Genomic DNA, 20,178 nt, shown 5'->3' with positions numbered 1-20,178 from the left:
GAGAGGGCGCTGCGTTCAGCGCGCATTCAGGCAAGAAGGGTTTATCGATTGAGGATCGGGAGAAGCCTTGAAGTTGCAGGCCTGTATGCCTTGCGCCGTGTTGACGAACATGTCGTAGCGACCAGCGCCTTTCGCTGAGCCCGGGAAATCGATATGGTCTGAACCGTTGTTGAACGCCTGAATGCCGCTGTAAGCCATGTTCTTCATGATCACTGCCGGCTCGGTCACGGCTTCCATATTGGTTGCGGGAGGCCAGGCGGATGTCGCAATGCCCATGTACGCATCGTTTGACGTGCCGGACTTCTGCTTTTTCACCGGCTCGTCGTTGAACTCGAAATAGACAACGCCGAGATTTTTGGCATCGACTGAATTCTGCAGAATGAATTTCCAGGTGCGGTTGAACCACGTGGATTCGTATCGATCATTCTGGTGTTCGCCGACCTCGCCGATCAGCACGGGCTTTTGATACTTGTTCGTCAGGTTAGAGATGTCATATCTGAAAAGCCGGTCATATCCCTCGATGCCGCCCGTGTTCGGGTTGTTGCGATAGACATTGACAGTCAGGAAATCGAGAGCAGGAAATGCCTCCATCAAGGCGCTGCTGCCGTTCTGGGGATTCGGTTGCAGCGTCCACTCGGGCGGCACATCGTTGTGCGCATAGGTCACCAGCGCCGTCGGGCACAGTTTCTTGACAATTTCTATCGATCGCCTGATGCGGAACTTGTCAGTGTCGTTGGATATTGGCGTCAATTCATTGCCGGCGGTGTAGGCCAGGAGCGCCGGGTGCGGACTGCCGCCCGGGCAGGTTTCCTTGACCATGTTTTCGATGATGCTTTCATCGAATTGCGTTCTTGCCAGGTGATCCGTCAGCACCGGCCAGATTACGTGCATGCCGCTGGCTTGGACGGCATTCAGGAAGGGAAGATGATTCTTGAAACGGGGTTGGTTCGCGTTATAGATGCGCAGCGTGTTGACACCCATCGCTTGCATCGTCTTGAGATCGCGCCCCCAGAGTTCGCGCAGTGCCGCATTGTAGTCTCTGTTGGCTTGCGTATTCTCGGTGAGAAGCCCGAAGAAATCATCATCGGCGCACGGTGACTGCCAGTCACCCGGGTCGTACTGATTCGCCGCCTTGCACAGCCATGCGCCCCTTGAATAGGGCCAGGGGCCGTTTGAAGAAGTGAGCTTGTTGCCGGGAAAGCCGCGCGGCTCAGGCGCATAGGCCATTCCCCGTATGAAGAAAGGCTTTCCATCGACATGGAGCCGCAGATCCTTGCCTATCGTGGGCACTGGACCGTCCGCCAAGGCCAGTGATTGCGCCAGGAAGAGCAGGAAACCGAGAAACATCCCTTTCATTATTTTCTCCAAGATGGTTATTGTGGGAACCGCGTGTTGGCATGCGCAGTGCGCTCATATGAAAGCGCTCGTCTTCACAAGGAAAGCATTCGGTGTCAGGAACGACAGGATTTGAGCGCTTGCGACTGACAGTGCCGATCGACTTGCATCCACGCGACGTGCCGGGTATGTAAAGAAACGGAACTCGCAGTTCCAGCGGGCCGTTCATATATCGGTGCAGGAGAGCGGAAATGGCGGCATGGTTTCAGGATGTCTGGATGGTTGCATCCGAAGAATTTTCCGATCTGGCCAATGTCAGGGACTTCACGCGCGCCGGAATACGCATGTTCGTGGCGGCTGCGCTTGGCGCTGTGCTCGGCCATGAGCGCGAGCGCAAAGGCAAGCCCGCCGGCCTGCGCACCCACATGCTGGTCGCGCTGGGTTCAGCGCTGTTCGTCATCGTCCCGGCCCAGAGCGGCATGGGGATGGAAGACATCAGCCGTGTGCTTCAGGGATTGATTTCCGGCGTCGGCTTTCTCGGCGCCGGCGCCATCATCAAGCTCGCGCAGGACCGGGAGATTCATGGCTTGACCACTGCGGCAAGCATCTGGATTACTGCATCCATAGGCATCGCAGCGGGCATGGGAAGAGAGATGACGGCACTTCTGGGCACGGTGGTAGCCTTATTCGTGCTGACCGTGCTTCAGAGGCTGGAAAGAAATGACGAATAGCGGGTGACGAAGGAGGCGACGATGAAAGACATTACGAAACTCGGCATCGCTGCCATGGGAGCCATGGCGATCGTTGCGGCCTTCTACCTGTACACGGACAGAAGCTCCCGCATGGAGAAGCCGCCCGCACCGCCCATGGCCGCCGCTCCGGCGCCGGCACCCGCTGCGCCGGCGCCGACGCATTATCCGGTTCCAGAGTCCCCGGAAGCGAAAGCCGCGCCCGGGCCGGGCACGCCGGAAGCGGAAGCCTATGCCCGCGGACAAATCGAAGACACTTTTGGCGCCCAGGCCGTGCGCCGCCTGCTTCGGCCCGACAAGCTGATCAACGCGATTGTCGCCACCGTGGACAACCTGACGCGGGAGAAAGCCGCGGTACGGCTCTGGCCGGTGCAACCGGCGAACGGCCATTTCATCGTCAGCAAGGGCCCGGATGGCATGGCGATCTCTGCGGAGAATTCCCGGCGCTACACGCCTTATGTCAGCCTGCTGACGCGGGCCGATACCGGCGCGCTCGTCGACACTTATGTGCGCCTGTACCCGATGCTGCAGCATGCCTATGAAGAACTCGGCTATCCGCAGGGCTACTTCAACGACAGGCTGATCGCCGTGATCGACCATCTGCTCGCCGCGCCGGAGCCGGACGGCCCGGTACGGGTAGTGCAGCCGCATGTGCTATATCAGTTCGAAGATCCCGACCTGGAAGCGGCATCCGCTGGACAAAAGCTCATGATTCGCATCGGCGTCGACAACGAGAAACAGGTCAAACGCAAGCTGCGCGAGCTGCGGCGGCAATTGGCTCAGCTCGCTGCGAGTCCGTCGACATCCCGTTGATTCTGCGCGCTGGTCTTATCCCGCGGCTGGAAAGCTGATAGTCGTAACAATGAATCTTTGAACGAGCCGGCGCCACGCCTTCAGCGTCGGTTCTGCTTCATCGCCGACTGGATCTCGCGCTGCACATCGCGCTGGCGTTCGGTGTCGCGCTTGTCGTGCATTTTCTTGCCCTTGGCCAGTCCAACCTCGCACTTGATGCGGCCCTTGGCGTAGTGCAAATTCAGCGGCACCAGCGTGTAGCCGGCGCGTTCGACCTTGCCGATCAGCTTGCTGATTTCATGGTCGTGCATCAGCAGCTTGCGGGTGCGCACCGGATCCGGATTGATATGCGTGGATGCGGTGGCGAGTGGGCTGATGTGCGCGCCAAACAGGAAGATTTCGGCCTTGCGCACGATGACGTAGGCTTCCTTCAGATTGATGCGGCCTGCGCGGATGGATTTGACTTCCCAGCCTTCCAGCACGATGCCCGCTTCGAAGCGTTCTTCGATGAAGTAATCGTGAAAGGCTTTTTTATTGTCTACGATGCTCATCAGTTCGAACTTGGGCCGGTCGGGTAGAATTTCAAGTTTCGCATTCTATCAAACGGTTTTCTGTCAATGGCAGTCGTTCACAAGTCGGTATTGGTCGCCTATAGCGCGGAGCAGATGTACGCATTGGTCGACGGGGTCGAGGACTATCCCAAGTTCCTGCCCTGGTGCGGCGGCGTGGAAGTGAAGAAGCGCGAGGGCGATATCCTGGTCGCCACGCTGAAGATCAACTACCACGGCGTCAAGCAAAGCTTCACCACGGAAAATCAGAACACGCCGCCGACGCTGATGACGATGCGCTTCGTCGACGGTCCGTTCAAGCAGTTCTCCGGCACCTGGAAATTCAAACCGCTGCGCGCGGATGCCTGCAAGATCGAATTCGATCTGCAGTACGAATTCTCCAGTCGCATCCTGGAGCAGATCATTGGCCCGGTGTTTTCCATGATCGCCAACAGCTTCGTCGATTCCTTCTGCAAGCGCGCGGACGTGGTTTACGGCGATGGGAAATGACACCGTGCATGTGATGGTCTGTTATCCCTTGCCGGGCGATCCCCAGTTGCGCGAACTCACTCTTGCCGCCGGGACCACGCTGATCGAGGCCATCCATGCCAGCGGCCTGCCGGCGCAGTATCCGCAGCTTGCGCTTGACGCGTGCAAGCTCGGCATTTTCGGCAAGCTGCGCGAAGCGTCGACAGTGCTGCGTGAAGGTGACCGGGTGGAAATCTACCGGCCGTTGCTGGCCGATCCCAAGGAAGCGCGTCGGCGACGCGTGGAGAAGAAGCGCGCCGGCGCGTGATGCGACCTCAGTTGCAGGCTTCGAGCGTGCGCTGTATGTCACGAAGCTGGGCGGCGCGATCGGCATCCTCAAGGTAACGTCGTTCGCCGTTTGCGTCGATGCGCCACAGTCTTTCGCCGGAGTCCAGCGCCCGCTTCTGCGCGCGGGCGGCTTCGCACACCGATTTTTTCGTCGTTTCCAGTTTTGCCTGCTGCTCCTCGGCGCGGCGCTTTTCCTCTTCGGCGGCGCGGCGTTTCTGAAACTCCGCTTCGCGTTCGGCGACGCTGGGTGTCGCTGAAGGGGAGGCATCCGGCGCCGGCGCCGCTGGCTGGGCGGCCGCGGCGCCAGGCGTCTTCAGAATGCGGGAAGCGGGCACAGAGGATGGCGGCGGCATGTCGGAATACTGCTTCACGCCGTTCGCGTCCATCCACACGTATTGGGCGAAGGCGGCGCAGCACGCGCTGGAAAGCAGCATGGCAAGGGCAAGGCGAACGAGGGACGGGCACATGGCGGGCTCTACATAGTGACGAAGGGCAACAGTTTCCCCATGGCTGCCTATAGATGTCAACTGCAAGCGGTGTGACGGGAACTTCGACGCAACGTCGCCCATGACGATTTCTGTATAATTCGCTTTTGCGCCTACAGGAATCCCCATGCGTCTACTGCAAAAAGCACTCACGTTCGATGATGTGCTCCTCGTTCCCGCCTTCTCGGACATCCTGCCCCGGGACACTTCCCTGAACACTCGCTTGACCCGCAACATCTCGCTGTCGATCCCGCTGCTTTCGGCCGCGATGGATACCGTCACCGAAGCGCGGCTGGCGATTGCGATGGCGCAGGAAGGCGGCATCGGCATCGTGCACAAGAACCTGACCGCGAAAGAGCAGGCGCGCGAAGTCGCCAAGGTCAAGCGTTTCGAATCCGGCGTGGTGCGCGATCCGATCACGATTCCGCCGACGATGAAGATCCGCGACGTAATTGCGCTGTCGCAGCAGCATGGCATCTCGGGCTTTCCGGTGGTGCAGGGGCGCGAAGTCATCGGCATCATCACCAACCGCGATCTGCGCTTCGAAGAAGACCTGGAAGCGGAAGTGCGCGCGAAGATGACGCCGCGCGAAAAGCTGGTCTATGTGCGCGAGGGCGCGGACCTGTCCGAAGCCAAGCGGCTGATGAACAAGCACCGCCTGGAGCGGGTGATCGTGGTCAACGAGGCCTTCGAGCTGCGCGGCCTGATCACGGTGAAAGATATCCAGAAGGCGACCGAGCATCCGCTGGCTTCCAAGGATGAGCATGGCAAGCTGCGCGTAGGCGCGGCCGTCGGCGTAGGCGCCGACAATGAGGAGCGCATCGATCTGCTGGTGCAGGCCGGCGTCGACGTGATCGTGGTCGACACCGCCCACGGCCATTCGAAGGGCGTGCTGGACCGGGTGCGCTGGGTCAAGGACCGTTATCCGCAGGTCGAAGTCATCGGCGGCAACATCGCCACCGCGGCCGCGGCCAAGGCGCTGGTGGATCATGGCGCCGACGGCGTGAAGGTCGGCATCGGCCCCGGCTCGATCTGCACCACCCGCATCGTCGCCGGCGTCGGCGTGCCGCAGATCACCGCAATCTCCAACGTGGCCGCGGCGCTGGAAGGCACCGGCGTGCCCTGCATCGCCGACGGCGGCATTCGCTTCTCCGGCGACATTTCCAAGGCGCTGGCCGCCGGCGCCTCGAGCGTGATGATGGGCAGCATGTTCGCCGGCACCGAGGAAGCGCCGGGCGAAGTGATCCTGTTCCAGGGCCGCAGCTACAAGTCCTATCGCGGCATGGGCAGCCTGGGCGCGATGTCCGAGGGTTCGGCCGACCGCTATTTCCAGGACGCGGCCAACAACGCCGACAAGTTCGTGCCCGAAGGCATCGAAGGACGGGTGCCTTATAAGGGCAGCGTGATCGCGATCCTGTATCAACTGGTCGGCGGCGTGCGTTCCTCGATGGGTTACTGCGGTTGCGCCACGATCGACGAGCTGCGCCAAAAGGCCGAGTTCGTTGAAATCACCTCGGCCGGCATGCGCGAATCGCATGTGCATGACGTGCAGATCACCAAGGAGGCGCCGAACTACCGGGCCGAGTGATCGCAGGCGTACGCATGACTGGCCGCCAAGCATCGCCTGGCGGCCTTTCTCATTTCTTCCATCCCACCAATCCCACCATTTCCACGGCACCCAACCATGCATGCCAACCATTCCAAGATACTGATCCTGGATTTCGGATCCCAGGTCACCCAGCTGATCGCGCGCCGCGTGCGCGAAGCGGGTGTGTTTTCCGAGGTTTTCCCTTACGACGTCAGCGATGAATTCCTGCGCGGCTACGGCGCGGCCGGCATCATCCTGTCCGGCGGTCCGGCCTCGGTGACCGAAGGCGACACGCCGCGCGCTCCGGCAGCGGTATTCGAGCTCGGCGTGCCGGTGCTGGGCATCTGTTACGGCATGCAGACCATGGCGGCGCAGCTGGGCGGACGCGTCGAGAATGGCGCAGTGCGTGAATTCGGCTACGCCGAGCTGCGCGCCCGCGGCCATACCGCGCTGCTGAACGGCATCAACGACTTCGTCACCAGCGAAGGCCACGGCATGCTGAAGGTGTGGATGAGCCATGGCGACAAGGTCCTGGACATGCCGCCCGGCTTCAAGCTGATGGCGTCCACCGACAATTGCCCGATCGCCGGCATGGCCGACGAGGATCGTCGTTTCTACGCGCTGCAATTTCACCCGGAAGTCACGCACACGCTGCAGGGCAAGGCGATCCTCACCCGCTTCGTGCACGAGATCTGCGGCTGCAAATCGGACTGGAACATGCCGGACTACATCGCCGAGGCGGTCGAAGCCATCCGCGCGCAGGTCGGCAAGGAGGAAGTCATTCTCGGCCTGTCCGGCGGCGTCGATTCCAGCGTCGCGGCGGCGCTGATCCATCGCGCCATCGGCGACCAGCTCACCTGCGTGTTTGTCGACCATGGCCTCTTGCGCCTGAACGAAGGCAAGATGGTGATGGACATGTTCGCCAAGAACCTCGGCGTGAAGGTGATCCAGGTCGACGCCAGCGAACAGTTCATGGGCAAGCTTGCCGGCGTGACCGATCCGGAAGCCAAGCGCAAGATCATCGGCGCTGAATTCGTCGAAGTGTTCCAGCGTGAAGCCGGCCGGCTGACGAATGCGCGTTGGCTGGCACAGGGCACGATCTATCCGGACGTGATCGAAAGCGCCGGCAAGGGCAAGAAGGGCGCGCACACGATCAAGAGTCATCACAACGTCGGCGGCCTGCCGGAAACCCTGAACCTGAAGCTGCTGGAGCCGCTGCGCGAACTGTTCAAGGATGAAGTGCGCGAACTCGGTGTGGCGCTCGGCCTGCCGCATGACATGGTCTACCGTCATCCGTTCCCGGGTCCGGGGCTGGGCGTGCGCATCCTTGGCGAGGTCAAGCGCGAATACGCGGACCTGCTGCGCCGCGCCGACGCGATCTTCATCGAGGAACTGCGCAACACGGCCATCCCGCTGCCGGCGGAGCTGGCTGAAGGCCGCGAGGTCGGCTACTTTCACAAGAACTGGTACGACGCCACCAGCCAGGCTTTCGCGGTGTTCCTACCGGTGAAATCGGTCGGCGTCATGGGCGACGGCCGCACTTATGAATACGTGGTGGCGCTGCGCGCGGTGCAGACCCAGGACTTCATGACGGCGCACTGGGCGCATCTGCCGCATGATCTGCTGGGCCGAGTGTCGAACCGGATCATCAATGAAGTGCGCGGCATCAACCGCGTCGTGTACGACATCTCGGGCAAGCCGCCGGCGACGATCGAGTGGGAATGATCCTTCCCTGAACCATGCCAAAAAGGGCCGGCCTTATCGCCGGCCCTTTTTTCATCGCTAGCTGCGTTGACCCAGCAAGCTGGCGAGCTTCAGAAAATTGCCGTCGCGCGCCATGTCGGCGGCGGTCTTGCCGCGATTATCCTGCAGGCGCGCATCCGCGCCCCGGTCCAGCAGGAAGCGCACCGTATCTTCCCTGCCGTAGCCGGCGGCCCACATCAGCAGCGTCAGATCATTGGCGCCGCGCGCATTCAGCTGCACGCCATGCTCCATCATCAGGCGCAGGCATTCGGTGCAACCGCTGCCGGCGGCGTAGACCGCCGCGCTCTTCTTCACCCGGTCGACCGGATCAATGCGCGCGCCCGCGGCCAGGAGCTTGGCGACGATGGCCGGCTTGCCGTTGAAAGCCGCGCCCATCAGTGGAGTGACGCCGGCGATATTGGCCAGGTTCACGTCCGCGCCATGCTGCAGCAGCAGATCCACCAGCGCTTCATTGCCCTTGGCCGCCGCCATGTTCAGTGGCGAGTCGCCGAGACGGTCGCGTGAATTGACGGCCGCGCCTTCGGCCAGCAGCGCCGCGGCGCGCTGGGTCTGGCCGGCCTTGGCCGCAAGCACGAATTGTCCGTTGGTGTTGATCAGTCCGGCGCCTTGCTGCGCAAGGGCGGCGGGGATGGCGGGAAGCTGCAACAGGGCGACAAGCATGGCTTTGCTAATCGTCGCTTTCATCATGAAGGTGTCTCCGGGAAAGAAATAGAGCAGTTATCGGGCCAGGCATTGCGCAATGCGAGTAAACAATGCCAATCGTTATGTGTGGAACAAAAAATTAAGTATCAATGATTGCTGAGTATCCGTACTGAAAATTATACTAATTAAGTATTTGCATGGGCTCAGTCATGCAGATCGAAAAAAAGAATGTTGGCCCACCCACAGGAAGAGGAGTCGAGACATGGACAGGCATCATCGCAGTCTTATACTGGCGGCCGCTATTGCCGCTTGCTATGCCGGCAGCGCCTACAGCGCGGATGAAATTCAAAACCAGGACAAGGCGGACAACGTCGGCATCGTCGGCAAGGAAATCAGCGTCAACCAGAAGGCGCTCAACGGCGCCGACGGCCAGTCCAAGGACTGGCTGCACACCAATGGCGGCTATGCGCAGACGCGCTTCTATCCGGGCAGTCAGATCAACACCGGCAATGTTTCCAAACTGCGTCCGGAATTCACCTTCCAGACCGAAGTGCGCGAATCGATGGAAACCGCGCCGATCGTCGTCGATGGCGTGATGTTCATGACCACCGCCTACAACCATGTGTATGCGCTCGACGCCGCCACCGGCAAGGAGTTCTGGCATTACAAGCACAAGATGGGGCCGATCACCACCTTCTGCTGCGGACCGAACAACCGCGGCGTGGCCATCGAGGGCGGCAAGCTGTTCATGGGCACGCTGGACGCCAAGCTCGTGGCGCTGGATGCCAAGACCGGCAAGCTGCTGTGGGAAACCGAGATCGCCGATCCCGAGAAGGGCTACAGCGAAACCATGTCGCCGACCGTCATCGACGGCAAGGTATTGATCGGCACCAATGGCGGCGAATACGGCATCCGCGGCTTCGTCAAGGCATTCGACGCGGCCAACGGCAAGGAATTGTGGACCTTCTACACGATCCCCGAAAAGGGACATGAAGGCGTCTGGGCCGAGAAGGATGCGACAGGTCGTGACATGCATCGGGACATCAAGGCCGAGAAGGAACAGTTCGCCAGGAACCCCGACTTCTATCAGACCCTGGGCGGCGGTGTCTGGATGAATCCCGCGGTGGACCTGAACACCCGCACCATCTATTTCGTGGTCGGCAATCCGTCTCCCGACCTGTACGGCGTAGAGCGCCCGGGCGACAACCTGTACACCGACTCGCTGGTCGCAGTCGACCTCGACAGCGGCAAGTACAAGTGGCACTACCAGTACATCGCGCATGATGTGTGGGATCTGGATGCGGTCAGCCCGCCGATCCTGGTCGATGTGAAGGACAAGAGCGGCAAGACCATCCCCGGCATCATCCATGGCGGCAAGACCGGCCATGTGTATGTGCACGACCGTCGCGATGGCAGCCTGATCCGCTACTCCGAAGCGATGATCCCGCAGGAAAACATGTGGACCCTGCCAACCCCGCAGGGCGCGCGCATGCTGCCCGGCGCGAACGGCGGCGTCGAATGGTCGCCGATGGCGGTGAACCCGAAGACGCATGTGGCTTTTGCGCTGAACCTGCACCAGCCGATGACTTACCAGTACGAAGCGGCGCAATACCCGGGCGGCAAGCTGTGGCTGGGCGGCGCGTTCAAGACCATCGCCAGTGAAAAGCAGTGGGGCCGTGTTGCGGCGGTGAACTGGGATACCGGCAAGATGGTGTGGAAGCACGATACCCCGGAACCGCTGATCGGCGGCGCCATGGCTACCGGCGGCAACCTGCTGTTCTACGGCGAAGGCAACGGCGAAATCCGCGCGCTCGATACCAGGAACGGCAAATCGCTGTGGCAGTACAACTGCGGCGCCGGCGCGAATGCGATGCCGGTGTCCTATACCGTGGCCGGTCGCCAGTATGTGGCCATGGGCTGCGGCGGCAATACGCAGCTCGACTTCAAGCGCGGCAATTCCCTCGTGGTCTTTGCGCTGCCGAAGTCCGACGCAAAGTGAAATCCTAAGCATAAGCAGCCAAGCGCCGGGCTGTCCGATGTCGGGCAGCCCGGCGGTATCCGGGAGACGTACACATGAAGCGGTATCTATTGGGCATGGCGCTGCTGGCAGCGTCGTTCACAGCAACAGCGCAAGACGCAGGACAGGATGTTTCGGCCGGCAAGCAGAAGGCTGAGGCTTGCGCCGCCTGCCATGGCGCCGACGGCAATTCGACCGCGCCGAACTTCCCGAACCTCGCAGGCCAGAACTGGCGCTACATCTACATGCAGCTCAAGGACTTCAAGGAAGGTCGGCGCAAGGACCCGGTGATGAGCCCGATGGCGGCGAACCTGAGCCGGCAGGACATGATCGACCTCGGCAATTATTTCGCCGCGCAGAAACCCAAGCCGAGCGATTTCAAGGTCGATGATGCCAAGGTCAGGCTCGGCAAGGCCAAGGCCGACGAAGTGCTGTGCGCGATGTGCCATCTTGCCGGCTTTGCCGGGCAGAACGAAATTCCGAGCGTGGCCGGGCAGAAGTATGACTACGTGGTCAAGCAATTGAAGGACTTCCGCGCGAAGAACCGCACCAATGATGCCGGCAACATGACCAGCGTCAGTGCGAATCTGACCGACGCCGACATCGATAACCTGGCGCAGTACATCACCAGCCTGCGCTGAAAATGCGTTTCCGGATGTCATGCCTCGTGGCGGCATCCGGGCGCAAATTGCGCTAAAGTCCGGTTGCCGAAAATATGTGCGCTATTCGTAGCAGGCCTTGCTGCTTTGCGCCCGGCAACTTTTCCGGATTTGCATGGATATACGTCGCCTCCCGATTTCCCCGGTACTGCCTGGTCTGCTGGCGCTGCTGCTCGGACTGAGCGCCACCGCGACGCTTTATCTCTGGACCCGCAGCCAGGAACGGGCGAATGAGCAGCTGCTGTTCGAGCGCCGCGCCGGCTTTCGCGTGCAGACGATACGTCAAGGTCTCGATGACGTGATGGAAGCGCTCGACATGGTGAACCGCGTCGTCGTGACCTTTCACCCGGTGAGCCGCGAGCAATTCGTTGGCTTTACCGATCCGGTGTTGCAGCGCCATCCCTTCATCAATGCCATTTCCTTCCTGCGCATCGTTCCCGGCGCGCAGCGCGTTGCCTACGAGCGGGATATCCGGCGCCGTCTGCCGCGCTTTGTAATCAGCGAATTCATTGACGGCAAGATCCGCCCGGCGCCGCCGCGTCCCGAATACCTGGTCGCCGAGATCATGGCGCCGCAGCACGACTGGGATCCGCTGCTTGGTTTTAATGCGACATCCGAGCCGGCAATCGCACGCACGCTCGAGCGCGCGCGGGATACCGGACTTGCTGCTTCCACCGGACTGTTCCGCCATGCCAGCGACCAATCGCAGCCCTTGCGCTTGGTGATCGTCAAGCCGGTGTTCCGGGCTGGTGCGCCAACGACTACGACGCCAGAGCGCCGCGCCGCGCTGATCGGCTATACCAGCGTCGGCATGCCGGCGGAAATGCTGGTGGAGCGCATCCTCAGCGACGCGCAGCTGCTGCCAGCGCCGGGGCTGCACCTTGCTGTGCATGTCGGCGCGAGCGGCACGCCGCAGAACCTGGTGTACCGGGACGCTGAAAATTTTCCGTCGGCAGGCAAGCCTGACTGGCTGGCATGGCTGCCCGGGCCCGCTACGCTGCGCTTTGTGCAGAGCTTCGAACTGGCCGGTGTGCCGTGGACGGTCCAGGCTACGCAGGACGCGCCTTCGGCCATCGGCCTGGAGTCCGGTTCGCTGCTGGTGGCCGTATTCGGCACACTGCTGAGTCTGTTGGCCACCGGCTATCTGCGCCTGCTCGGCACCCGCACCGTGCGCATACAGAGCCTCGTGCGCGAACGCACGGCGGCGCTGCACGCTGCGAACAGCCGGCTATCCGCCGACATCGATGTGCGCGAGCGTATCGAGGCAACGCTGCGCCGCACGCAACAGAGCCTGACCAATGCACAACGCATCGCCCATGTCGGCAGCTGGGAGCTTGATATCGACAGCGGCGTGCAGTACTGGTCGGAAGAGTGTTTCCGCATTTTCGGTCTGCAGTACGACGCGAGCGCCGTTCCGGCGCTGGGGCAATTGCCGCAGGCCACGCTCATCGCCTGGCGCCAGGCCTTGTCCTGTCTGGTCGCGGGCATTGCGAGTGCGGGCATCGAATGCCGCATCCTGCGCGCAGACGGTTCGGAGCGTCATCTCCAGGTCCACGGCGAAATCCTGCCGGAAACCGCCGGGCAGACGCCTATGCTTGCCGGTACTGTGCTCGATATCAGCGACTTCAAACGGGTCGAAACCGAGCTCCGGCAATCGCAGGCCTCGCTGCGGGACCTGGCATCGCACCAGGAGCGCATCAAGGAGAGCGAGCGCAAGCGCATTGCGCGCGAAATCCATGACGAGCTTGGCGGCTTGCTGACCGGCATCAAGGCCTATGTCTCGGTCGCCGCCGACAAGACCCGCGGCAAGCCGGCCGAGGCGCTGCTGTCCGAGGCCGCCAGCCTGGCCGATACCGCGCTGGACACGGTGCGTCGCGTGATTTCGGATTTGCGCCCAAGCGTACTCGACCAGCTCGGCGTATGGGAGGCGATCGCATGGCAGGCCAGCCAGGTTGAGGCGCAGACCGGCATTCCCTGTCGTTGCGTCCTCGACCCCGAGTTGCCATCGGTGGATGGCGACGATGGCGCGATGCTGTTTCGCATCGTGCAGGAAGCACTGACCAATATTGCCCGCCATGCACAGGCTACCTCGGTGGAAATCCGCGCGTGGCAGGCGGGGCGACAGCTTGTGCTCGAAGTGGAGGACGATGGCGTGGGTTTCGGCGCCGAGGCCGAAGATGCCGGTCCGTCGTGGGGCTTGCGTGGCATGGAGGAAAGGGCGCGTTATCTCGACGGCACGCTGGCGTTTTGCGCACGCCCGGAAGGCGGCACCCTGATTCGCCTGGCGATGCCGGCTCCTGCCTCGCGGGAATTAACAGAAACCTGAAGTCTGGTATATCGGAAACCGCTTCTTCCTCGTGTAGGGGATCCACTACATAAAATTTCCAATTTCACCGATATCCGCACGCGCCTGAGTTCCGGATACTTGTCAGGCGTCAAGAATGCATCGTCCTGATCACCGCTGACGCCGCCTACGACAGGGGGCTGAATCATGGCCAATGCCCAAACTGTGAATGCCCGCAACCCGGGTTTATGGATTTCCATCAAGATCAATGCCGACGAATTCGTCGTGCTGCTGTCCGATGAGGCGCTGCGCAAGCGTTTCATGGATCAATCGGTCGGTGCAACGCCGCGCGCCGCCTACCGCAAACACCGCAAGCTGATCGATGAAGTGGCTCGCCGCAAGTTCCTGCAGGGCTGCCCGCGACCGATCACCGTTGGCGTCGACGATTTCAATTAAGCGCGCTTTGTACTTCTGTCGGGCGGCGGCAACAGCCGCCCGTCTTTTATTCCACTGCAAATACCGCATCCTCGGCGGTAACGAACAGCCGGTCACCCGGTTTCGGCCGTACCGGATGTCCGCCGGTGAAAGCGCCGAAGGAGGGCAGCAGCCCGACCCGTGCACCGAAAAGAAAGCATGGCAGGCGCAGTGCGTCGCCGCCCGCAGCAAGCCGGTAAACCGGGTGCACATGCCCGGCGAACACGTAGGCGTCGGCTTGAGGTTCCGGATGGTGAGCGAAGGCGAACGGACCAATGCGATGCGGTTCGTCCACGACCGCAATGTTCAGTTCGGTGGGCGGATCGCCGGCATGACGGTCGTGATTGCCGCGTACCAGCGTCAGCGCAAGCTCGGCGTGCGACGCGCGCCACTTGGCCAGATCGTCCAGGGTCTCCCGCGCGCGGCCAGTGCGGTGATGCAGAAAGTCCCCGAGAAACAGCAATTCGCGCGGCCCATGATGCGTAATCAGGCGATCCATGGCATCCAGGTTTTCCATTGTCGTGCCGCGTGGCACCGGGATGCCGTGGGCGCGAAAAGTGGCCGCTTTGCCGAAATGCACATCGGCCACGACCAGGAGCGACTGACGCGGCCAGAACAGCGCGCGCGGCGCCAGCAACAAGGTTTCTCCAGCGACGTCCACGGCCAGGGTATGCATGTTCAGGCTCCGCGGGTTTTCGCTGCCGCGCCTTCGAGTCCGCGCAGCATGCGCGCAATGCGATCGGCAAGTTTCTCGGTGGAGAGGCGTTCGCGGTAACGCTCGACCATCAACGCAAAGCCGAAAGGCGTGACCCGTGCCGGACTGCACAGCCGCAGCCGCCAATCCTGCAGCGCCGCAAGCGTGGCCGCCAGGCGCGGCAGATCCAGTTCCTGCTCCAGCACCTCGCGCCGCGCCTGCGCCAGCAGCAGGTTGCCCGGGTCGTGCTTCTTGAACACTTCGAAGAACAGGCTTGACGACGCCTGCAGCTGGCGGTTGCTTTTCTTCTGCCCTGGATAGCCAGTGAACAATAGCCCGGCGATGCGGGCGACTTCGCGAAAGCGCCGTTGCGCCAGTTCGCCGGCATTCAGGCTCGCCGCCAGGTCGATTTCCAGGTCGGCCGGTGACAGCAGCGCGGCGACGCCGGCCGTGCCCGCAACGGGATCACCCAGTAGCGCGGCGTAGTCGATGTCGTCTGGCGAGACGAGTTCGATGCCGTAATCGTTTACCGCGATGGAAAACGTCGCCGGCCGCTGCCGCGCAATGCGCCAGGCCAGAAGCGACGCGAGGCCAAGATGCACCGAGCGACCGGCGAACGGATACAGGAACAAGTGCCAGCCGTCGCGGCTCTTCAGGGTTTCGACCACCAGCTCCCCCGGCTGCGGCAACGCCGACCAGCGCTGCTGCAGCCGCAACAGCGGCGCGATCGCCGCGAGCTCGGGCGCGTCGGCAGCATCGGCGCGACCTGCGGCGAACTCGGCAAGCTGCTCCAGCATGGCCGCGCCGAGCTGCGGCGACAGCGGCGTGCGTATGCCTTGCCAGCGCGGCGCCGCGCCGCGGCCATTCTGCGCACGCCGCACCCAGGCCGTCATGTCATGCAGCCGCACGAATTCCAGCAGGCGTCCGCCGAACAGGAAACGGTCGCCGGGAGACAGCCGCGCGACAAAGGATTCGTCAACCGTACCGATCGCGCCGCCTTGCAGGAACTGCACCCGTACGCCGGCTTCCGAGACGATGGTGCCGATATTCATCCGGTGCCGCCGCGCCAGCGTGGCATCGCTCATGCGCCACACACCGTGCTCATCCGGCGCCACGCGGCGGTATTCCGGGTAGGCGGTCAGGCTGGCGCCGCCGCGGTTGAGGAAATCCAGCGCCCACTGCCATTCGATCCGGGACAGGTCGCGATAGGCCGGCGCGCGCCGCACTTCCTCAAACATGGCATCCGGCAGGAAGCCGCCACCGAGCGCCGCCGTAGCCAGGTGCTGCACCAGCACATCGAGCGGCTTGTTCGGCGGCAGCCGCGGCTCGATCGCGCGCTCCGCCACCGCCTCGCGCGCCGCCGCGGCTTCGAGCAGTTCCAGGCTGTTGGTCGGCACCAGCGTGACCCGTGAGCTGCGCCCGGGGGCATGGCCACTGCGTCCGGCGCGTTGCAACAGCCGCGCTACGCCCTTGGCGCTGCCGATCTGCAGCACCCGCTCGACCGGCGCGAAATCCACGCCCAGGTCCAGGCTCGAGGTGCAGACCACTGCCTTGAGCGAACCATCACCGATGCCGGCTTCGACCCAGTCACGCACCGAGCGGTCCAGCGAGCCGTGATGCAGCGCGATGAGCCCGGCCCAGTCCGGCCGCGCTTCCAGCAGCGCCTGGTACCACAGCTCGGATTGCGCACGGGTGTTGGTGAATACCAGGGTGGAGCGGCTGGCATCGATCTCGGCGGCCACCTGCGGCAGCATGCGCAGGCCGAGCTGGCCGGACCAGGGAAAGCGGCCCGGCTCATCGGGAATCAGGGTGTCGATGGCGATGCGCCGCTCCGAGCGGCTTTCGATCAGCACGCCATCGGCCGCGCCGGGCAGCCACGCCTGCGCCTGCTGCAGATTGCCGATCGTCGCCGACAAGCCCCACACCAGCAACTGCGGCCGCCAGGTCAACAGGCGCGCCAGCGCCAGCTGGGTCTGCACGCCGCGCTTGCTACCCAGCAGTTCATGCCATTCATCGACGATGACCGCGTCCAGCCGGGCGAAGCGCTCGGCCGCGTCGGCCATCGACAACAGCAGCGACAGGCTTTCCGGCGTCGTGACCAGGAACTGCGGCAGCGACTTGCTCTGGCGCGCGCGTTCGGCCGAGCCGGTGTCGCCGCTGCGCAGCGCGCCGTTCCATGCCGGCAGCAGATCGCGCGCCGGCGCCTGCAGCGCGCGCAGGGTGTCGGCGGCCAGCGCGCGCATCGGTGTGATCCACAGCACCCGCAGCCCGGCACCGGGCGCGGACTGGCCGCGCATGCCGCGCAGCAGCGCGCCCAGCCACAGCGCATAAGTCTTGCCGGCGCCGGTCGGCGCATGCAGCAGACCCGATTTGCCGTCGGCAAAGGCTTGCCAGACTTCACGCTGGAACGGGAAGGGCGCCATGCCGCGTGCATCGAACCAGGCGTCGACACGCGACTCCGGAGCCTCTTGCACCGCGCTCATGCGAGCATGCCTTTCAGTGTGTCCAGGGTGTCTGCTTCCTCGATGGGCTTGTCATCGCGGATGCGCAGCATGCGCGGGAAGCGCACCGCGATGCCAGCCTTGTGCCGGCTGCTGGCGGCAATGCCTTCGAAACCGATCTCGAACACCATCGTCGGCCGCACGCTGCGCACCGGGCCGAATTTCTCGACCGTAGTGCGGCGAATGATCGCATCCACGCGCGCGATCTCGGCATCGGTCAGGCCCGAATAAGCCTTGGCGAAAGGCACCAGGCGGCGCTCGCCATCCGGGCCTTCGTCCCAGACGGCGAAGGTGTAGTCGGTATAAAGGGAAGCGCGGCGACCATGGCCGGCCTGCGCATAGATCAGCACCGCATCCACGCTGAACGGGTCGATTTTCCACTTCCACCAGGTGCCGACATCGCGGGTGCGGCCCACGCCGTATTGGGCCTCGGCGCCCTTGAGCATCATGCCTTCGACCGCGCGGCTGCGCGATTCGGCGCGTATCGTCTCCAGGCTTTCCCAGTCGGGCGCTTCGATCAGCGGCGACAGCACCAGCTGCGGCGCGCTTGTCGCCGCAGTCAGCGTTTCCAGTCGCGCGCGGCGCTCGCGCTGCGGCAGCTGGCGCAGGTCCACGCCATCCTGCTCCAGCAGGTCGTAAGCCACCAGCGAGGCGGGAAGTTCCGCCAGCAATTTCGCCGACAGCGTCTTGCGGCCGATGCGTTTCTGCAGCTCGGAAAACGGCGCCGGGCGGCCGTCGCGCCAGATCAGCACTTCGCCATCGACCACGGTGCCTTCGGGCAGCGCGATGCCGGAAATTTCCGGGAAACGGTCGGTGATCAAGTCTTCGCCGCGCGACCACAGCCAGGTTTGCCCGTGGCGCCGCACCAGCTGCGCGCGGATGCCGTCGTACTTCCATTCGGCGAGCCAGTTGCCGATGTCGCCGAGCGTGTCCGGCGCGGCTTGCAGCGGATGCGCAAGAAAAAATGGATAAGGCTGTCCGCCGCGCTCCGCGACATCGGCGTCCACGTCGGTTGCGATCAAGGCCAGGTAGCGCTCGGCGCTCGGGCGCTTGCGGCCATCGGTCCAGCCCATGAGGCGCTGCGCGATGTGCTTGGCATCGATGCCGGCCACCGCGCCCAGCGCCCGGGTCACCAGCAGGCGCGACACGCCGACGCGAAAGCCGCCGCCGATGAGCTTCATCAGCAGGAAGCGCTCGCGCCACGCGGTTTCCTCCCACCAGGTGAACAGCGCCGCGCGTACCGCTTCAGGCTCCGCGCCGCGCAGCGGCAGGATGCGTTCGTCCATCCAGGTCGCCAGCCCGATGTCCGATTCGCGCAGCGGCGGCGGCAGGATGTGGGCGACGGTTTCGGCGAAGTCGCCGACGGCATCATGGCATTCGTCGAACAGCCATTCATCCAGCGCCGCGCGCTCGATCGCGAACTGCCGCAACAGCCGGTTCGGCACCGCCTGGCGCGGCTTGCCGCCGGCGAGAAAGTACACCGCCCAGGCCGCATCGGCCGGCGGCGCCGCGCCGAAATAGGCTTCGAGCGCGGCGAGCTTGCGGTTGGTAGCGGTGGTGGAATCGAGCTCGGTGTAGAGGCGGGCGAATTCACGCATGCTTCGCATCCTCCGGCGCGCCTTCGGCTGTTTGTTCCGGCGCGGCCGTCACGGCTTCATCGTCGTCGCCGTATTCGGTGTTGAAGGAGCCGGCTTCCAGGCCGTTCTGCCGCAGCCAGCGCACCAGCACGCCGACCTGGCCATGGGTGACAATGACGCGTTCCGCGCCGGTGGCAGCGATGGCCGACATCAGGCCGGGCCAGTCCGCATGGTCAGACAGGATGAAACCACGGTCGACCGCGCGCCGCCTTCTCGCGCCGCGCAGCTGCATCCAGCCACTCGCGAAGGCGTCGCTGTAATCGCCGAAGCGGCGCATCCAGGTGCTGCCGGCGGCCGAAGGCGGCGCCAGCACGATCGCGTCGGAGAAAACGCTCTTGCCCTTGCCGGCCTCGGATACCAGCAGCGTTTCCGGCAGCGCTACGCCGCTGGCGCGATAGGCGCGATTGAGCGGCTCGACCGCGCCATGGCAGAAGATCGGACCGATCGACGGATCGAGCCCGGACAGCATGCGCTGCGCCTTGCCGAAGGAATAGCCGAACAGCACGCTGGCGCGGCCTTCCTCGGCGTTGGCGCGCCACCAGTCATTGATCTCGGCATAAATCTCTTCCTGCGGCTGCCAGCGGTAGATGGGCAGGCCGAAGGTAGATTCGGTGATGAAGGTATGGCAGCGCACCGGCTCGAAGGGCGTGCAGGTGGCATCCGGTTCGACCTTGTAATCGCCGGAAGCGACCCAGACTTCGCCGCCGCATTCCAGCCGCACTTGGGCCGAGCCGAGCACATGGCCAGCGGGATGCAGCGAGATGGTGACGCCGTTGTGGATGATGCGTTCGCCATAGTCGAGTGTATCGAGGCGGATCTCGCCAAGGCGTGCGCGCAGCACATTCTCGCCGGCGCTGCTGGCGAGGTAGTGGCCATGGCCGACGCGGGCATGGTCGGCATGGGCATGGGTGATGACGGCGCGTTCCACCGGCCGCCACGGGTCGATATAAAAATCGCCTGGCACGCAATACAGGCCTTCCCTTCTCGCCACCACCATGTCCGGCATCGTCTGTCCTCGCTGTGGATTGAATATTGCAGATGAGGATGGTAGCCGCAAAGGCAACGCCTCGCGCTTTGATCGGATCGGTATCCGCGGGCAGCGCGTGAAAGCGACGCCGGAAACCAAAAAATGCGAAAATAATGGCCCTTTGCGAGCCAAGCGCCGCGATCCTTCTCCCATCTGATTCCGGAAT

General features: G+C 63.4%; 19 protein-coding genes. 11 read left to right on the top strand and 8 right to left on the bottom strand.

The features are described from left to right. Positions 1–15: 15 nt before the first annotated feature. Positions 16–1,356 (bottom strand): glycoside hydrolase 5 family protein, encoded by a 1,341-nt coding sequence (locus JJB74_RS14175; protein ID WP_200592535.1) that lies wholly within the window; start codon positions 1,354–1,356, stop codon positions 16–18. A 230-nt stretch (positions 1,357–1,586) separates the two neighbouring features. Between JJB74_RS14175 and JJB74_RS14170 the strand changes: the two genes are divergently transcribed. Both JJB74_RS14170 and JJB74_RS14165 read left to right on the top strand, forming a co-directional pair. Next, a complete protein-coding gene (locus tag JJB74_RS14170) occupies positions 1,587–2,066 on the top strand; it encodes an MgtC/SapB family protein (protein ID WP_200592534.1) in 480 nt (159 codons plus the stop codon). Between the two features lie 21 nt (positions 2,067–2,087). After that, positions 2,088–2,897 carry a DUF3014 domain-containing protein gene (locus JJB74_RS14165; protein ID WP_200592533.1) on the top strand — a complete coding sequence of 270 codons (810 nt, stop codon included), beginning with the start codon at positions 2,088–2,090 and terminating at the stop codon, positions 2,895–2,897. Between the two features lie 80 nt (positions 2,898–2,977). Here the strand turns inward: JJB74_RS14165 and smpB are convergent, their stop codons facing one another. Then, positions 2,978–3,427 carry an SsrA-binding protein SmpB gene (gene smpB / locus JJB74_RS14160; protein ID WP_200592532.1) on the bottom strand — a complete coding sequence of 150 codons (450 nt, stop codon included), beginning with the start codon at positions 3,425–3,427 and terminating at the stop codon, positions 2,978–2,980. A gap of 66 nt (positions 3,428–3,493) precedes the next feature. On the opposite strand from smpB, the gene JJB74_RS14155 reads away from it, so the two are divergent. After that, the gene (locus JJB74_RS14155) at positions 3,494–3,934 is read left to right on the top strand and encodes a type II toxin-antitoxin system RatA family toxin (protein ID WP_200592531.1); all 441 of its coding nucleotides are present in this window, start codon (positions 3,494–3,496) and stop codon (positions 3,932–3,934) included. Continuing rightward, on the top strand, positions 3,924–4,220 hold the full coding sequence (locus JJB74_RS14150) for an RnfH family protein (RefSeq protein WP_200592530.1): 297 nt from the start codon (positions 3,924–3,926) through the stop codon (positions 4,218–4,220). Before JJB74_RS14155 ends, JJB74_RS14150 begins: the two co-directional genes overlap by 11 nt. A gap of 7 nt (positions 4,221–4,227) precedes the next feature. On the opposite strand, the gene JJB74_RS14145 is transcribed toward JJB74_RS14150, so the two are convergent. Further along, positions 4,228–4,854 carry a DUF4124 domain-containing protein gene (locus tag JJB74_RS14145; RefSeq protein ID WP_234484175.1) on the bottom strand — a complete coding sequence of 209 codons (627 nt, stop codon included), beginning with the start codon at positions 4,852–4,854 and terminating at the stop codon, positions 4,228–4,230. Here JJB74_RS14145 and guaB point away from each other — a divergent pair. Together guaB and guaA are read left to right on the top strand one after the other, a co-directional pair. Further along, entirely contained in the window at positions 4,853–6,313 is a 1,461-nt protein-coding gene (guaB, locus tag JJB74_RS14140; RefSeq protein WP_200592529.1) for an IMP dehydrogenase, read from the top strand. The two genes, JJB74_RS14145 and guaB, sit on opposite strands and share 2 nt — an antisense overlap. A gap of 96 nt (positions 6,314–6,409) precedes the next feature. Further along, positions 6,410–8,038 carry a glutamine-hydrolyzing GMP synthase gene (guaA, locus tag JJB74_RS14135; RefSeq protein WP_200592528.1) on the top strand — a complete coding sequence of 543 codons (1,629 nt, stop codon included), beginning with the start codon at positions 6,410–6,412 and terminating at the stop codon, positions 8,036–8,038. 57 nt (positions 8,039–8,095) lie between these two features. Here the strand turns inward: guaA and JJB74_RS14130 are convergent, their stop codons facing one another. Beyond that, positions 8,096–8,764 (bottom strand): ankyrin repeat domain-containing protein, encoded by a 669-nt coding sequence (locus JJB74_RS14130; RefSeq protein ID WP_200592527.1) that lies wholly within the window; start codon positions 8,762–8,764, stop codon positions 8,096–8,098. A gap of 217 nt (positions 8,765–8,981) precedes the next feature. On the opposite strand from JJB74_RS14130, the gene JJB74_RS14125 reads away from it, so the two are divergent. The 4 genes from JJB74_RS14125 to JJB74_RS14110 all read left to right on the top strand — a co-directional run bounded on the left by JJB74_RS14125 (position 8,982) and on the right by JJB74_RS14110 (position 14,135). Then, positions 8,982–10,718 carry a pyrroloquinoline quinone-dependent dehydrogenase gene (locus JJB74_RS14125; protein ID WP_200592526.1) on the top strand — a complete coding sequence of 579 codons (1,737 nt, stop codon included), beginning with the start codon at positions 8,982–8,984 and terminating at the stop codon, positions 10,716–10,718. A gap of 74 nt (positions 10,719–10,792) precedes the next feature. Then, positions 10,793–11,377, top strand: a complete 585-nt coding sequence (locus JJB74_RS14120) for a cytochrome c4 (RefSeq protein ID WP_200592525.1) — start codon at positions 10,793–10,795, stop codon at positions 11,375–11,377. Positions 11,378–11,510: 133 nt separating this feature from the next. After that, complete coding sequence (locus JJB74_RS14115) at positions 11,511–13,721, top strand: sensor histidine kinase (RefSeq protein ID WP_200592524.1); 2,211 nt, start codon at positions 11,511–11,513, stop codon at positions 13,719–13,721. A gap of 165 nt (positions 13,722–13,886) precedes the next feature. Then, the gene (locus JJB74_RS14110; protein WP_200592523.1) at positions 13,887–14,135 is read left to right on the top strand and encodes a DUF1488 family protein; all 249 of its coding nucleotides are present in this window, start codon (positions 13,887–13,889) and stop codon (positions 14,133–14,135) included. Positions 14,136–14,181: 46 nt separating this feature from the next. Here the strand turns inward: JJB74_RS14110 and pdeM are convergent, their stop codons facing one another. From pdeM to JJB74_RS14090, 4 genes are read right to left on the bottom strand one after another with little or no spacing between them, the layout of a single operon-like run. Next, positions 14,182–14,829, bottom strand: coding sequence for a ligase-associated DNA damage response endonuclease PdeM (gene pdeM, locus JJB74_RS14105; RefSeq protein WP_200592522.1), 648 nt, complete (start codon positions 14,827–14,829; stop codon positions 14,182–14,184). A gap of 2 nt (positions 14,830–14,831) precedes the next feature. Then, positions 14,832–17,330 (bottom strand): ligase-associated DNA damage response DEXH box helicase, encoded by a 2,499-nt coding sequence (locus JJB74_RS14100; protein WP_200592521.1) that lies wholly within the window; start codon positions 17,328–17,330, stop codon positions 14,832–14,834. After that, entirely contained in the window at positions 17,327–18,946 is a 1,620-nt protein-coding gene (locus JJB74_RS14095; protein ID WP_200592520.1) for an ATP-dependent DNA ligase, read from the bottom strand. The genes JJB74_RS14100 and JJB74_RS14095 overlap by 4 nt, the downstream gene beginning before the upstream one ends. Further along, positions 18,939–19,991 carry a ligase-associated DNA damage response exonuclease gene (locus JJB74_RS14090; RefSeq protein ID WP_200592519.1) on the bottom strand — a complete coding sequence of 351 codons (1,053 nt, stop codon included), beginning with the start codon at positions 19,989–19,991 and terminating at the stop codon, positions 18,939–18,941. The genes JJB74_RS14095 and JJB74_RS14090 overlap by 8 nt, the downstream gene beginning before the upstream one ends. On the opposite strand from JJB74_RS14090, the gene JJB74_RS14085 reads away from it, so the two are divergent. After that, the gene (locus JJB74_RS14085) at positions 19,981–20,169 is read left to right on the top strand and encodes a hypothetical protein (protein ID WP_200592518.1); all 189 of its coding nucleotides are present in this window, start codon (positions 19,981–19,983) and stop codon (positions 20,167–20,169) included. The genes JJB74_RS14090 and JJB74_RS14085 overlap by 11 nt on opposite strands. Positions 20,170–20,178 lie beyond the last annotated feature (9 nt).

Source organism: Noviherbaspirillum pedocola (assembly GCF_016632335.1).
Taxonomy (GTDB): domain Bacteria; phylum Pseudomonadota; class Gammaproteobacteria; order Burkholderiales; family Burkholderiaceae_D; genus Noviherbaspirillum_A; species Noviherbaspirillum_A pedocola.
This window is presented reverse-complemented; position numbering and strand designations above follow the sequence as displayed.

Excerpts from the sequence above, each read along its gene's own strand:
- JJB74_RS14175 (WP_200592535.1), bottom strand. The coding sequence starts at position 1,356 with ATGAAAGGGATGTTTCTCGGTTTCCTGCTCTTCCTGGCGCAATCACTG.
- JJB74_RS14170 (WP_200592534.1), top strand. The coding sequence starts at position 1,587 with ATGGCGGCATGGTTTCAGGATGTCTGGATGGTTGCATCCGAAGAATTT.
- JJB74_RS14165 (WP_200592533.1), top strand. The coding sequence starts at position 2,088 with ATGAAAGACATTACGAAACTCGGCATCGCTGCCATGGGAGCCATGGCG.
- smpB (WP_200592532.1), bottom strand. The coding sequence starts at position 3,427 with ATGAGCATCGTAGACAATAAAAAAGCCTTTCACGATTACTTCATCGAA.
- JJB74_RS14155 (WP_200592531.1), top strand. The coding sequence starts at position 3,494 with ATGGCAGTCGTTCACAAGTCGGTATTGGTCGCCTATAGCGCGGAGCAG.
- JJB74_RS14150 (WP_200592530.1), top strand. The coding sequence starts at position 3,924 with ATGGGAAATGACACCGTGCATGTGATGGTCTGTTATCCCTTGCCGGGC.
- guaB (WP_200592529.1), top strand. The coding sequence starts at position 4,853 with ATGCGTCTACTGCAAAAAGCACTCACGTTCGATGATGTGCTCCTCGTT.
- JJB74_RS14145 (WP_234484175.1), bottom strand. The coding sequence starts at position 4,854 with ATGGGGATTCCTGTAGGCGCAAAAGCGAATTATACAGAAATCGTCATG.
- guaA (WP_200592528.1), top strand. The coding sequence starts at position 6,410 with ATGCATGCCAACCATTCCAAGATACTGATCCTGGATTTCGGATCCCAG.
- JJB74_RS14130 (WP_200592527.1), bottom strand. The coding sequence starts at position 8,764 with ATGATGAAAGCGACGATTAGCAAAGCCATGCTTGTCGCCCTGTTGCAG.
- JJB74_RS14125 (WP_200592526.1), top strand. The coding sequence starts at position 8,982 with ATGGACAGGCATCATCGCAGTCTTATACTGGCGGCCGCTATTGCCGCT.
- JJB74_RS14120 (WP_200592525.1), top strand. The coding sequence starts at position 10,793 with ATGAAGCGGTATCTATTGGGCATGGCGCTGCTGGCAGCGTCGTTCACA.
- JJB74_RS14115 (WP_200592524.1), top strand. The coding sequence starts at position 11,511 with ATGGATATACGTCGCCTCCCGATTTCCCCGGTACTGCCTGGTCTGCTG.
- JJB74_RS14110 (WP_200592523.1), top strand. The coding sequence starts at position 13,887 with ATGGCCAATGCCCAAACTGTGAATGCCCGCAACCCGGGTTTATGGATT.
- pdeM (WP_200592522.1), bottom strand. The coding sequence starts at position 14,829 with ATGCATACCCTGGCCGTGGACGTCGCTGGAGAAACCTTGTTGCTGGCG.
- JJB74_RS14100 (WP_200592521.1), bottom strand. The coding sequence starts at position 17,330 with ATGAGCGCGGTGCAAGAGGCTCCGGAGTCGCGTGTCGACGCCTGGTTC.
- JJB74_RS14095 (WP_200592520.1), bottom strand. The coding sequence starts at position 18,946 with ATGCGTGAATTCGCCCGCCTCTACACCGAGCTCGATTCCACCACCGCT.
- JJB74_RS14085 (WP_200592518.1), top strand. The coding sequence starts at position 19,981 with ATGTCCGGCATCGTCTGTCCTCGCTGTGGATTGAATATTGCAGATGAG.
- JJB74_RS14090 (WP_200592519.1), bottom strand. The coding sequence starts at position 19,991 with ATGCCGGACATGGTGGTGGCGAGAAGGGAAGGCCTGTATTGCGTGCCA.